Raw genomic sequence first — 12,635 nt, 5'->3', positions numbered from 1 at the left:
TGACAGCAGGTGCTCCGCGCCACAACCGGCGCGGCCCCGCTCAGAGGCCGGCGGCATCCTTCACCGTCAGGTTGTAGGTCGCCTGGACCGAGAAGTCGCCGCTCTTTCCGTTGATGACCAAGGTGTGCGTACCCGGTTTTAGCGGACCCGCGGTGAACCAAAGCCCACACCCGTAGCCCTTCAGCAGGCCTGCGTCATACCCCGAGGGGTTCCCCTGCTTGGCGACGAACTGGAACAGCACCGGGTCGACCTCGATGATCTCGGGCGCGCCGTCGTCGAGCTTCACGCTGCCCTCGGCGATCTTCGAGAACGACAGACAGTCCGCCTCGTCGGCCCCGATCGTGTTCACCACCGGCCCCACGATCGGTAGGCCGGCCGGGATCGTACAAGCGCGGTTCGCGACTCCGCCAAAGGTCCCGGCAACCAGCCACATCCCGTCGGGCTGCTGCTCGGCGCAGTGCTTACCGGTGCGGTCCGCGACCGGGTTCACGTCCTCGGGAAGTGCCGCCCAGGTCCACCACTTGGACTGGATCACCGACGAGCGCGGGTCCACGGGTTTCGCCTTCTGCTCGGCGGCCGGAGCATCCGACCCGCCGGAGCAGCCGGCAAGCGTCAGCGCCAGGATCAGGGCAGCGGTGTTCTTGAGCACAGCGGACCATAACCTACGGCGAGCGCGAATCGCGGATCTACCGCAAAGCGCCTGATCTCCGTAGCCTGCGGAGTACTAGATGGGGGTGGAGCATGGCTGAGGCTGCGTTCGGTGGGAGTGGGTCGAAAGAGGATCCGTGGGTGTTGAGTACGCCGCCCGGCGGGTCGGAGTACAAGATCTATCGCGATGAGCAGGCGGATCCGCCGGCGTTGGTGTGTCAGGTCGGGAGCACTCGGCTGAGTTATCAGTTGAGGTGTATCGACGATCTGCACGGGATGCTCAAGGCGCACGGCGACTGGATGCCGTTGGGGAACGCGGATGAGCAGAAGCCCGCGGCGCCCGGGACGGTCGAGGCGTGGGCGCGGTCGGAGGACAACCCGGTCGGGGGCTGGTACGGGCTGAAGAAGGGGTTCCGTGGGCGCTTCGGCAACTACGTGCCTCCGGTGCTCGAGGCGCTCGGGCTGGCCGAGGTCGAGCACAACGCTCGCAACAACCGGATGCGCGCGCTCTAGGCGGATCGCCAGGCCATCAATAGTCGCTGCTCCCGCCCCCCGCCAGGCGGGCGAGATCTTGGTCGAGCCCGGCGACCGGTCTATTGATGGTCTGGGAGTGCGGCCTTGCGGGCGAGCGAGGCCAGGCGGTGGGTCACGTCTCGGGGGCGTTCCTGCATGAGCATGTGGCCGGCGCCCGGGTACATCCACAGGCGGGCGCTCGGTAGGAGCTGCGCCATCCGGTTCGCGTGCCGCGGCGGCAGGAGCCGGTCGCGGGTGCCGTGCATGATCTCGACCGGAATCTCGCCGAGCACCTCGAGCGCATGCCCGAGGTCGTGCCGGCTGATCGCCTCGAAGAACCCACTGTACGAGCGCCCAGGCGTCACGGCCAGATCCGCCATCAGGATGTCCACCTCAGCCGGATCCACCTTCTTGCCGAACACCAACTCCCGCACAGCCGGCCGCCGCAACCGAGCCCCAGCCAACTCCCGCCAAGCCCCCCGCACCGCAGCATCCTCCGCCGCACCTCGTCCGCCATCCGCCGCACCCCGTACTGCGGATCGCCGGAGCGCCCGGCGCTCCATTCGCTCGCCGGCGAGATTCATCGCGCGCGGCGCCACCAGCGCGGCTGCGCCGTCGAAGCGAGCAGGTAAGCCGAAGGCCCGCGACGCGATCTGCCCCGACGACGTACTCACCAAAGCCGCCGCCTTGATCCGCGAGCCGAACAACTCCGGCCGCTGATCGGCCAGCGCCATCAGCGTCATCCCACCCATCGAATGCCCGGCGTAAACCACCGGCCCATCCCCCACGACGGAATCCAGCACGGCCTCGAAGTCATCCGCCAGCTGCGAGATCCGCGTCGTCCCCACGGGCGCCGCCTCGGACCGCCCATGCCCACGATGGTCATACGCGACAACCCGCACGGCCGACGCCCCCAGCACCTGCGGCAATCCGCTCAACTGGTGATGCCAGCTCCGGGTCGAACACGTCCACCCGTGCACCAACACCACAGTCACCGGCGCATCAGACGAACCAGTCGTCTCCACATGCAACCGCACGCCATCAGACGTGGTCACCCCAGCACGTTCAGCCTGCATCGTCATATCTTCCCCAGATCGTCAGTCCACAAGCAAAGCATCTGACGGGCAGCGGCTCTCGGCGCGTCCCCTGCGAGCGCCCGTGCGCCGATGCCAGCCAACGCAACTGCGCCGGCCGAGTCCAACCACCCCTTCGGTGTCACGCGGTCTCCTTTGCGCGTTTGTTGCTCTCAGCAAGCAGATGCGCCGCCCGCAGCCGACCGCCTCGGGCGCCTCGGCCGACCAGCCAGGCGATCCCGATGATTTCCAGCGATCCGACCACCGCGAGCAGCGCGTATCCGCCGTTCCACATCCAGCGCGGTACGTCGGTCCGCTCCTCGCGCCGCAGTACCTGCTGCTCACCGATGAAGTCGACCTTCTGCCCGTCCGACACCTGCACGGCCGGCTTCTCGATCTTCAGATCCTCCGGCGCGTAGACCCACATCGCCACCAGATCCCGCGATCCCCGATGCAGCCGCACCATCGACTTCCACTTGCCGTACATCGGCAGCGGTTCGGTCGACCGATAAGTGCCCTCGGCAATCTTCTTCATCGGATGCGTCATCGACCCACCGCCCTGCCAGGCCAGCGCCTGGAACCAGCGCGCCCCATCAGCCGCGTCGGCTGGATCCAGCTTCACCGTCACGTACGCCGTGGGCTCGGCTCCGGTGGCCACTCGATCCAACGACACTGTGGCACTCACCCCCGGATCGGCCGACCGCGGTACACAGAAGAACAGCGCTGCGATCACCACGACCAGCCCGACCGCGCCGAGTTGATGCGTACGCCGCACGGTCGGCGTTTCGCGCACCTCGCCGGCCACCTCTGCGTACCGGGTGGCGAGCCACGCGCCGACGAGACCCGCACCAATGCCGGTGACGACGCCAAACCCGAGCGCCGACGGAATCATCGACGACGGCCACTGGATCGGCATCCACACCTGGCTCCACCCGAACTCGACCAGAACACCGACGGTACCGATCAGCGCACCGGCAACAACCCCGAGCCGGAAGCGATTCTTGTTGCCGAGAGCAAAGGCCGTCAGCTCGACCAGCGCCGCCTCGGCGATCAGCAACGGGAAGTGGCCGACGATCTCACCCAGCGGCTGCGCGACCGCCCACGCGATACCGCCCCGGATGATCAGGTAGACGGCAACCGAGGCAAACGCAGTGCCGGGGCCGCGTCGGGCCCGCAGCAGCGTCAAAGCGAGCGCCGCGCCGAAGACGATCAGGATCGGCTGCAAGATCAGCGGAAACTGCGGGACGCCGTAGTTGAACTCGGTGCTGAACAGGTCCCAGGCGATCAACAAGGCGCCGACGGCAACGATCTCCTGGAACCGGCGACGGAGGTTCAGCCCGACCAGTTGCTCGACCTCGGCGGACGCCAGCAGCCTCGCGAAGATCGAGAACACGACGCCGCCGATCATCAGCAGGTGCGTCGGCCCCCAGAGGGTGACATCCTCGCCGAACAACCGGTGCCACACGTCGTCCAGCGGGAAGCCGACCAGCGCGAACGTCCCGCAGACCGTGACAAGCGCGGCGCTGCACGGGATCCGCCACCCCTTGGTGAGCTTGATCGTCCGGGCCGGCAGCGGCTTGCGGGCGAGCGCGATCGGCAGCACGCCGGAGATGATCACGCCGAGGATGCCGAAGAAGATCGGGTAGTGCGCCGGCGTACCGAACGGGCCGGTGTCGCGGCCCTTGTCGATGTGCACCGCGATGTCCCACCAGACGCCGAAGGCGCAGGCGAGCAGCGAGACGGCGTGCAGGTAGGGCGTCAGCGCAGCCCAGCGGGGGACTCCGTCCAGTCTCCCGATGGTGTCCGCGAGGCGCCCTACCGCCGTGACCCGGCCGGTCCGTTCCCGCCACAGCAGCACGGCGAGTGCGAGGTACATCAGTGAGACGAGGCCGGTCACGATCGCGATCTGGTCGAACGTGGCGGAACCGGTCGATGCCGCCAAGGGGACGGTCATACGGGACTCCCTCGCTGGTCCGGGCAAGTTCACACCACACGACATGCGCCATGAGTGATGTTACATAAGATATGTAACGTGGAGTCTGGAAGACTGTCAAGAGTGGGAGGACAGCTGCCGGCCGAGCCGGCCACCGAAGAGCTCACGGTCGACCAGCTCGCCGCGAAGGTGGGCATGACCGTCCGTAACGTGCGCGCGTACGCCGGACGCGGGTTGATCCCGCCGCCACGGCTCGCGGGCAGGACCGGGTACTACGGCGCCGACCACGTGGCGCGGCTCACGCTGGTCCGCGAGTTGCTCGACAAGGGCTACACGCTGGCCGCGGTCGAGCGGATGATGAGCGAGCTCCCCGACGGCGCGCTCGCGCTCGGCGTCTTCGAGACCCTGGTCAGCCCGTGGACGCCGGCCGAGCCCGAAGTGATCACCGAGCAGCAACTGGCCGACCGGGGCCGGGATCCCGCACGACCCCGACACCATCGCCAAGCTGATCGAGCTGGGCATCGCCGAGCGCCAGGACGACGGCCAGCTCCGGATCTCCAACCCGGATCTGCTTCGCACCGGCCTCGAGGTGATCAAGCTCGGCGTGCCACTGGAGGCGATCTTCGAGATGCTGCCGAAGCTGTTCAGCCACGCCGACGCGGTCGCGAAGGTCTACGTCGAGCTGTTCCGCAGTACGGTCTGGCGCCAGTTCGCCGACGCCGGGTTGCCTCCGGACGGCTGGCCCGAGATCCAGCGCACCCTGGAGAACATCATCCCGCTGGCAGGTCAGGCGCTGGTCGCCGCGTTCCGCGAGGCGATGGGCCGCGAGATCGAGGTCGTCGCCTACGAGGAGCTCGGCCTCGCGCCCGACTCCGTGCCTTCGACCGGCTGACCAGCCCGTACTCCGTAGGCCTCAGCGGCGGCGGACGGTTCGGCGGACTGCTCCGCGGCGGGCGACTCGCCAGCGGGTGGTTCGGCTGCGGGTGGTTCGACAGCGGGTGGTTCGGCTGCGCGTGGTTCGGCTGCGGGTGGTTCGGCTACGGGGTTCGGCTGCGGCGGTTCGGCTGCGGGCGGTTTGGCTGCGGCGGTTCGGCCAGGTCTCCCAGGTCGGCGTCCCAGTCGTCCTCGTCGTCGGTGACCCGGGACTCGTTGCGACGGGCGATCCGGACGAACGCGACGATCAGCAGGATCGGGCCGAGGAACATCGCCAGCTCGGGCACACCGCCCAGGTGCAACGCGATCACGAGGCCGTCACCAGCGCGATCCCACCGGCAGTGAAGGCAACCATCGCGGCCAGCATCGGGTACTGCGCCCGTCGCAGTTGCCGGCGGCGGAACAGGTAGGCGGCGCGATCATGTGCGGCCACCACCCCCATCACGTGGCCGAGCACGATCGCACTTATCTGCACTGCAGCGATCAGCCCGGTACCCAGGAAGGCGTAGTCAATTCCTGTCCGACTGATCCCGAGCAGATCCCAGCCAAGATCGAACGGATCCGTTGCCAGCAGCACCCCTTCCTGCCCCTGGAACAACGCGAAAGAGAAGTAGTGCGCCACCGCGTACCCGATCGCTATCGGCACCAGCGAGTGCACGAATGCACCAGGCAGACCTGCATCGCCGACTGCCCCCGGCCGCACCTCCGAAGTACCAGTGAATCGCGCCGCCAGCAGGAACAGCCCGGACACGATCGCGACCGAGGTCACGAGACCGAGGGTGTAGATGACGAGGTGGCCGGCGTGGCCGAGTTGGCCGGTCTGGTTGGTCCAGGCGGACCACCTGCTGATGCCGTCGAACGCGGTGGACCCGAGCAGCAGGCAGAAGAGCGCGACGACACCGGGTTGCTGCGGGATCGTGGCGAGCCCGGCAAGCGGGTTACGCAGTACGAGTTGATGCTGGTCGTTGCGGCCGAAAGGGCTCAGCTTGGCCAGCATCTCGGCGTACACCTCGAAGCTGTCGCCGATCGCGAACCAGTGCGGGCCGTAAACGATGCCGGCGGCAACATTCATGAGCGCGTACGCCGTGACGGTGATCGCGACGGTCAGCGGCTCCGAGCCGTCGGGGTAGACGAGTTCGAGCCAGAGGAATCCGGCGAGCCCGGCAACGGCCGGCCAATACGCGATGCCTTGCGGGAGTTGCCGGTACGACGTACGCGGGATCGCGCTCGCGAGGGTGCGGAACGGGTTGGCGAGTCGCCAGACCGGGCCGAGCAGCAGCGAGAGCGGGATGATGCCGACCCAGATCCACACGTACAGCCAGGTCGGCGCGGGATTGAGCGACGGCTCGCTGCTGCCGAACCAGGCGGATCCGAGCAGCAGGGCGAGCGTGGCAAGACCGATTGCCTTGAGCAACCACCTGATCGGGCGCGCGTCGACGACCTGCGCCAGCCACGCGAGCGCAGTACCGGATGACCGCTCGAAACGCGGGCGGGACCAGAAGGCTGCGAGCGCGAAGAAGGAGACCGCCACCGCTGCGCCGGCCGAGTAGACGGCCAGCCAGAGCGGGACCGGGAGATCACCCCGGCCGCCGATGCCGTGCAGCGGGATCATCGGCGCACCCTTCACCCAGATATGTGACTGATCGAATGTAACACGATCAATGTCACATAGCGAGAGCTACCTCGTCAGGTACTGACCCCGGTCGAAGTGGCGGGTCAACTGGCGGAAACGGAAGGTGAAGGATGGCCACAGGGTGGTGTTGCGGCCCTCGGAGTCGAGGTACCAGCTCGTGCAGCCGCCGCGGGACCAGATCGTGTTGCGCATCGACGAACGGACGCCGTCGACGAACTCACGCTGCACCTCCGGCCGGACCTCGACCTCCTTGATCCCCTCGGCGTCCATCGTCTTGATCGCGTCCAGGATGTAGGCGATCTGCGACTCGATCATGAACACCATCGAGCTGTGACCGAGACCCGTGTTCGGCCCGATCAGCAGGAAGAAGTTGGGGAAGCCGCTGACCGCGGTACCGAGATGCGCTTCCATCCCGTCGCTCCAGGCCTCGCGCAGGGTCAGGCCGTCGCGGCCGGTCAGCATGTCCATCACCGGCAGGTCGGTGACCCGGAACCCGGTGCCGTAGATGATCGTGTCCACCTCGTGCTTCACGCCGTCCTCGGTGATGATCCCGGTCGGGGTGACCTCGTGGATCGCGTCGGTGACGACGTCCACGTTCGGCTGCGCGACGGCCGGGTAGTAGTCGTCGGAGATCAGCACGCGCTTGCAGCCGAGGGTGAAGTCGGGCGTCAGCTTGGCACGCAACTCGGGATCGCGGATCTGCTGGGCCAGGTGCCGCTCGGCGATCTTCTGCCCCTGCTTCATGATCCTTGGGAGCTTGGCGAAACCGAGCACAAGCGACTCGCGCGACCAGTAGATCCCGGCGCGAACAGCCTTCTGCACAAGGGGAAACGCTTTGTAGATCCTCTTCTCCGCCTTGCTGATCCTGCGGTCCGGCCGCGGCATCACCCAGGGCGGGGTCCGCTGGAAGAGATGGAGTTCCTCGACCTCGGGCTGGATCGCCGGCACGAACTGGATCGCCGAGGCGCCGGTCCCGATCACGGCAACCTTCCGCCCGCTGAAGTCGAGCTCGTGGTCCCACTGCGCCGAGTGGAATACCTCGCCCTCGAACGACTCGATCCCGGTCAGTTTCGGGTACGACGGCTCGGCCAGCGGGCCCATGCCGGACAACAGGAGGTCGGCCGTCAGGTCGCCTTGGTTGGTGTGGATGCGCCAATGACCGTCTTCCCAGTGCGCGTCCTGGACGGCGTGGTCGAAGCGGATGTGCGGGCGGACGGCGAATCCGTCGGTGACCTTGCGGAGGTACGCCTCGATCTCGGGCTGCGGCGAGAACGTCGACGACCAGTCCGGGTTCGGCGCGAAGGAGAACGAGTAGAGGTGCGACGGGACGTCACAGCGGCAACCCGGGTAGGTGTTGTCGCGCCAGGTGCCGCCGACGTCCTTGGCACGCTCCAGTACGACGAAGTCGTCGTACCCGGCTTCCTTCAGCCGCACCGCCATCCCGATGCCGGCGAAGCCCGTTCCCACCACGACGATCCGGTGATGCGTCGACTCGTTCCGCACGACTGCCTCCGGGAGCTAGGTTGAACTTACTCCCAGTAAGTTACTCGGAGTCAATTAGACTGCGCAAGTGACCTCGACCACTGACAGCGCAGTACCGGAGCCCGCGGTACCCGAGTCCGCGGTACCGGTGAAGCGGCGGCGGGATCGGGCGGCGCGGGAGCGCGAGATCCTGGACGCGGCCGAGCGGATCTTCGGCGAACGCGGCTACCAGGGCACCTCGATGGACGAGATCGCCGCCGAGGTCGGCGTCTCGAAGCCGCTGATCTATCAGTACTACGGCTCGAAGGACGGCTTGTTCCTCGCCTGCCTGTCCCGGCTCCGCGCTCAGCTCCTCGACGCCGTCTCCGATGCCGTGCTGGCCGCGCCGGACGCCGAGCAGGCGATGTACGCCGGCTTCGTCCAATGGTTCACGTTCCTCGACGAGCATCCGCGCGCCTGGTCCGTACTGGTCGACGAGGGCATGCTCGCGGCCGGGCCCGCCGCCCAGGCCCGCCGACGAGGTCCGCGCCGATTTCGTCGAACTGATCGCCACCATGGTCCGGCTCAACCTCCCACCCGGCCACAGCTTCACCGAGGACGAGATCCAGATCGTCGCCCAATCCATCTCCGGCGCCACCGAACGGCTGGCCATCTGGCGCACCAAACACCCCGCTCCCCCGACCCCCGCCCAGACCGCGACCACCCTGATGACCTTCCTCTGGCAAGGCCTGAACACCCTCCGCGGTTAGCTTGCCCAAGCGATCGGGCTAGAGAGCCACCTCCCCGCGCCAGTGTCCCGACGGACAGGTAATGGTCGCCAGATCCACCCCCGACCAGGCCGCACTGAGCGTGAACCTCCACTCCCGGCTCGACTATTACCTGTCCATCGGGACGAACCGTCATCCCAGGAGGTGGGCCGACGCGAGGTACGGCCGAGATGGCGTGGTGTGATCTGGAGGTGCGTGCGCCACGAGTTCCGCCGACGGCGATGGTGTTGGGCGGGGTGGTCTCCGTCCAGTTCGGTGGGGCCTTGGCGGCGCAGCTGATCGAGAAGCTGGGGGCCGTAGGCACCGTTTCGCTCAGGCTCGCGCTCGCGGTGCCGATCTTGCTGGTGATCGCACGGCCTGGCCTCAAGCAGCGGACCAAGCGCGACTTCCTAGCGGTAGTTGCCTTCGGCATCGTGCTCGGGTTGATGAACCTCAGCTTCTATCTCTCACTGGAGCGGCTCCCACTGGGCGTGGCCGTGACGATCGAGTTCATCGGGCCACTCGGTCTCGCCGCTGCGATGTCGCGGAAACGGCGGGATCTGATCGCCGTCGCCGGGGCCGCGCTCGGCGTAGTACTGGTGAATGGTCATGAGTTGAGCGCAGTGAACTGGCTAGGTGTCGCGTTCGCGGGGCTGGCCGGGGTGCTCTGGGCCTGCTACATCCTGCTCAGCGCCGAGACCGGCCGCCGGTTCGCCCAGCTCGACGGACTGGCTCTGGCGATCGTGGTCAGCGCGCTCATCACCACTCCGTTCGGCTTTGCCAGCGCGGGCAGCGAGCTTCTGCACTGGCATTCACTCGTGGCCGGCCTGGCCATCGCGGTGCTCTCGTCCGTCCTGCCGTACTCACTCGAGACCCTCGCGCTCCGGCGGATGAAGCCGGCCGTGTTCGGCATCCTGATGAGCCTCGAACCAGCCGTCGGCGCCACCGCCGGATTCCTGATCCTCAGCCAGCGCCTGGCCGTGATCCAGCTGGCCGGGATGGCTTGCGTCGTCGCCGCCTCGATCGCGATCACCCGCACGCCGGCCTCAGAGGCCCCCGACATCTGAGCGCGCATCCACGACGCCCTGCCCCTCCGCGGCCGATGCGTGTCAGAGCGGGTTGAGGCGGGTCTTCAGCAGGCAGAACTCGTTGCCTTCGGGGTCGACCAGGACATGCCAGTGCTCCTCGCCCGTCTGGCCGATGTCGGCCGGGCGCGCACCGAGCTTCAGCAGGCGTTCGAGCTCGGCGTCCTGGTCGCGGTCGGTGGCATTGACGTCGATGTGCAGCCGGGATTTCCCGGGTTCCGGCTCTTCCCGGCGACTGAGGATGATCGTCGGCTGCGGACCGCCGAACCCTTCGCGCGGCCCGATCTCGAGCGTGCCGTCGTACTCGCGATCGAGTACGACGAAGTCCAGCACCTCGCACCAGAATTTCGCCAGCACCTCAGGGTCGCGGCAACCGAGCACGAGCTCACTGATCCGACATGCCATGGACGAAACCTGCTCTCAGTCTGGTGAAAAACGACCCCGCGACCGTACCGGACGAAGCGAGCAGGAGCGAAGTGATTTCCGGACCGCACCATCAGGGCCCTCGGCAAGTGTCTGGACATCAGTGCCGCCGGTACTGCGAACGGCACCCTCGTCCAGCTGTACGACTGCAACGGCACCGGCGCGCAGTCGTGGCAGCCGCAGTCGAACGGCAACCTCCGCAACCCGTCGTCGGGCCGCTGCCTGGACGCCACCGGCCAGTCCTCGGCCGACGGCACCCGGCTCCAGATACTTTCGGAAAATTCAGGGGCGCGTATCGACGCGCATCTGGGACTGCGCCGCCAGCGCCAACCAGGTCTGGTCCCTGCCTGCCTGACCAACCAGCACGACCTTGATATGAAGAGCTCCCCGCGGCGCTGCGGGGAGCTCTTCTCGTTCCCCTGAACAGGACCCTGACCAGCGACCCTGAGTGGTCGCTGACGAATGTCATGGGTGGGTCATGACGGCCGAACCATGGCCGTTACGTCGTCGGGCGACAGCATTCTCGGTATGACGACAACGAGTGCGGTCACCCTCAGCGGTGTGACCAAGAGGTACGGCACTGTGCAGGCCGTGGCTGGGGTGGACCTCACGATCCGGTCGGGCGAAGTGGTGGCGATGCTCGGCCCGAACGGCGCCGGCAAGTCGACCACGATCGAGATGCTGCTCGGCCTGGTCCGGCCGGACCAGGGCAGCGTCCAGGTCTACGGCTCCTCGCCGGCCGAGGCGATCGCCGCCGGCAAGATCGGGGTGATGCTGCAGAGCGGCGGGATCATCGAGGACGCCAAGGTCGGCGAACTGCTGAACCTGGTCGCCGGGTTGCACAAGGACCCGATGCCGGTCGCCGAAGCACTCGACCGGGCCGGCATCGCCGACCTGACCGGCCGCAAGTTGAAGGGCCTGTCCGGCGGCCAGAAGCAGCGGGTCCGGTTCGCGATGGCGATCATCCCGCAACCCGACCTGATCGTGCTGGACGAGCCGACCACCGGCATGGACGTCGAGTCCCGCCGTGACTTCTGGGCCTCCATGCACGCCGAGACCGCGCTCGGCCGGACCGTGCTGTTCGCGACCCACTACCTGGAAGAGGCGGACGCGTACGCCGATCGCGTGGTGCTGATGCGGAACGGCAAAGTGGTTGCCGACGGCACCGCCGCGCAGATCAAGGCAGGCGTCTCCGGCCGGACGATCCGCGCCACCGTGCCCGGGGCCGACCTTGCCGCGTTCGCCGCGCTTCCCGGCGTACGGAGTGTGGAAACGCGGGGTGACGTGGTGCTGCTGCAGTGCGGTGACTCCGACGACACCTTGCGCTACCTGCTCGACAACACGAACGCCCATGACATCGAGGTGACCGCGGCCGACCTCGAGGACGCCGTACTGGCGATCAGCGCCGCCGAGGAGGAGTCCGTCGCATGAACCTCGACTACCTGAAGTTCGATATCAGGCGCACGCTGCGGAACCGGCGGGTGGTGATCTTCGCGATCCTGATGCCCTTGGTGCTGTTCGCCATCTTCGGCCTGACGATCCCGAAGGACGCCAGCCAGAGCGGGATCTCGGCCATCGCCTACGTGATGGTGAGCATGGCGATCTTCGGTTCGATGTCCGCCGCGATGAGCAGCGGTGGCATCATCGCCGCCGAGCGCGACGGCGGCTGGAACCGCACCCTGCGGCTCACGCCGCTGAAGCCGCAGGCCTACGTCACATCCAAGGTGATCCTGTCGCTGCTGCTGGCGATCCCGCCGCTGGTCGTCGTCTTCCTGTTCGGTATGGCGGCCGGCGACGTCCACCTGAGCCTGTCCCAGTGGGTGTCCGTGGCGCTGGTGTCCTGGCTGGGCGCCCTGCCGTTCGCCGCGATCGGCCTGGTCATCGGGTACGCCGCCAAGCCGGACAGCGTCCAGCCGATCACCGGACTGAGCACGATGCTGATCGCGGCCTTCGGCGGACTCTGGCTACCGGTCGAGTCGATGCCGTCGGTGATGAAGCACATCGCCCAGCTGACCCCGGCGTACTGGACCGGGCAGAGCTCCCGCAGCGCGCTGTCGCAGGGTGGGATCGAAACTCACGCCGTCCTGGTCGTACTGGGCTGGACCGTAGTCCTCGGTTTCATCGCGCTCCGCCGGTACCGCGCCGACACCGCCCGCGCCTGAGCGC

15 protein-coding genes and 1 pseudogene are annotated in these 12,635 nt (G+C 67.6%); 9 read left to right on the top strand and 7 right to left on the bottom strand.

Going from position 1 to position 12,635, the window contains the following annotated elements:
* Positions 1–40: 40 nt before the first annotated feature.
* Positions 41–649, bottom strand: a complete 609-nt coding sequence (locus F1D05_RS28740) for a signal protein (RefSeq protein WP_185443554.1) — start codon at positions 647–649, stop codon at positions 41–43.
* Positions 650–741: 92 nt separating this feature from the next.
* Between F1D05_RS28740 and F1D05_RS28735 the strand changes: the two genes are divergently transcribed.
* A complete protein-coding gene (locus F1D05_RS28735) occupies positions 742–1,161 on the top strand; it encodes a DUF6855 family protein (protein WP_185443553.1) in 420 nt (139 codons plus the stop codon).
* An 80-nt stretch (positions 1,162–1,241) separates the two neighbouring features.
* Here F1D05_RS28735 and F1D05_RS28730 read toward each other — a convergent pair whose 3' ends face one another.
* Positions 1,242–2,216: an alpha/beta fold hydrolase gene (locus F1D05_RS28730; RefSeq protein ID WP_246486056.1), complete on the bottom strand. Its 975-nt coding sequence runs from the start codon at positions 2,214–2,216 to the stop codon at positions 1,242–1,244.
* A 160-nt stretch (positions 2,217–2,376) separates the two neighbouring features.
* Positions 2,377–4,188, bottom strand: a complete 1,812-nt coding sequence (locus F1D05_RS28725; RefSeq protein WP_185443551.1) for a hypothetical protein — start codon at positions 4,186–4,188, stop codon at positions 2,377–2,379.
* A gap of 57 nt (positions 4,189–4,245) precedes the next feature.
* On the opposite strand from F1D05_RS28725, the pseudogene F1D05_RS42625 reads away from it, so the two are divergent.
* Positions 4,246–4,473 (top strand): annotated as a pseudogene (locus tag F1D05_RS42625) (MerR family transcriptional regulator); the annotation flags it as partial.
* Positions 4,474–4,756: 283 nt separating this feature from the next.
* A complete protein-coding gene (locus tag F1D05_RS41100; RefSeq protein ID WP_246486976.1) occupies positions 4,757–5,059 on the top strand; it encodes a hypothetical protein in 303 nt (100 codons plus the stop codon).
* Positions 5,060–5,204: 145 nt separating this feature from the next.
* Here the strand turns inward: F1D05_RS41100 and F1D05_RS28715 are convergent, their stop codons facing one another.
* The 3 genes from F1D05_RS28715 to F1D05_RS28705 all read right to left on the bottom strand — a co-directional run bounded on the left by F1D05_RS28715 (position 5,205) and on the right by F1D05_RS28705 (position 8,236).
* Positions 5,205–5,411 carry a hypothetical protein gene (locus tag F1D05_RS28715; protein WP_185443550.1) on the bottom strand — a complete coding sequence of 69 codons (207 nt, stop codon included), beginning with the start codon at positions 5,409–5,411 and terminating at the stop codon, positions 5,205–5,207.
* A complete protein-coding gene (locus F1D05_RS28710; RefSeq protein ID WP_185443549.1) occupies positions 5,408–6,712 on the bottom strand; it encodes a hypothetical protein in 1,305 nt (434 codons plus the stop codon). Before F1D05_RS28710 ends, F1D05_RS28715 begins: the two co-directional genes overlap by 4 nt.
* A gap of 66 nt (positions 6,713–6,778) precedes the next feature.
* A complete protein-coding gene (locus F1D05_RS28705; protein ID WP_246486055.1) occupies positions 6,779–8,236 on the bottom strand; it encodes a flavin-containing monooxygenase in 1,458 nt (485 codons plus the stop codon).
* A gap of 533 nt (positions 8,237–8,769) precedes the next feature.
* Here F1D05_RS28705 and F1D05_RS41090 point away from each other — a divergent pair.
* From F1D05_RS41090 to F1D05_RS28690, 3 genes are all read left to right on the top strand, one after another.
* Entirely contained in the window at positions 8,770–8,964 is a 195-nt protein-coding gene (locus F1D05_RS41090) for a hypothetical protein (RefSeq protein WP_246486975.1), read from the top strand.
* A 61-nt stretch (positions 8,965–9,025) separates the two neighbouring features.
* A complete protein-coding gene (locus F1D05_RS28695; protein ID WP_185443548.1) occupies positions 9,026–9,166 on the top strand; it encodes a hypothetical protein in 141 nt (46 codons plus the stop codon).
* Positions 9,167–9,173: 7 nt separating this feature from the next.
* Positions 9,174–10,028, top strand: a complete 855-nt coding sequence (locus tag F1D05_RS28690; RefSeq protein ID WP_185443547.1) for an EamA family transporter — start codon at positions 9,174–9,176, stop codon at positions 10,026–10,028.
* 42 nt (positions 10,029–10,070) lie between these two features.
* On the opposite strand, the gene F1D05_RS28685 is transcribed toward F1D05_RS28690, so the two are convergent.
* Complete coding sequence (locus tag F1D05_RS28685; RefSeq protein ID WP_185443546.1) at positions 10,071–10,451, bottom strand: VOC family protein; 381 nt, start codon at positions 10,449–10,451, stop codon at positions 10,071–10,073.
* 90 nt (positions 10,452–10,541) lie between these two features.
* On the opposite strand from F1D05_RS28685, the gene F1D05_RS28680 reads away from it, so the two are divergent.
* From F1D05_RS28680 to F1D05_RS28670, 3 genes are all read left to right on the top strand, one after another.
* Positions 10,542–10,892, top strand: coding sequence for a ricin-type beta-trefoil lectin domain protein (locus F1D05_RS28680; RefSeq protein ID WP_343066652.1), 351 nt, complete (start codon positions 10,542–10,544; stop codon positions 10,890–10,892).
* A 105-nt stretch (positions 10,893–10,997) separates the two neighbouring features.
* Positions 10,998–11,900, top strand: coding sequence for an ABC transporter ATP-binding protein (locus F1D05_RS28675; protein WP_185443545.1), 903 nt, complete (start codon positions 10,998–11,000; stop codon positions 11,898–11,900).
* Complete coding sequence (locus F1D05_RS28670; RefSeq protein WP_185443544.1) at positions 11,897–12,631, top strand: ABC transporter permease; 735 nt, start codon at positions 11,897–11,899, stop codon at positions 12,629–12,631. Before F1D05_RS28675 ends, F1D05_RS28670 begins: the two co-directional genes overlap by 4 nt.
* Positions 12,632–12,635 lie beyond the last annotated feature (4 nt).

The sequence above is a fragment of the Kribbella qitaiheensis genome (genome assembly GCF_014217565.1).
Classification (GTDB): domain Bacteria; phylum Actinomycetota; class Actinomycetes; order Propionibacteriales; family Kribbellaceae; genus Kribbella; species Kribbella qitaiheensis_A.
This window is presented reverse-complemented; position numbering and strand designations above follow the sequence as displayed.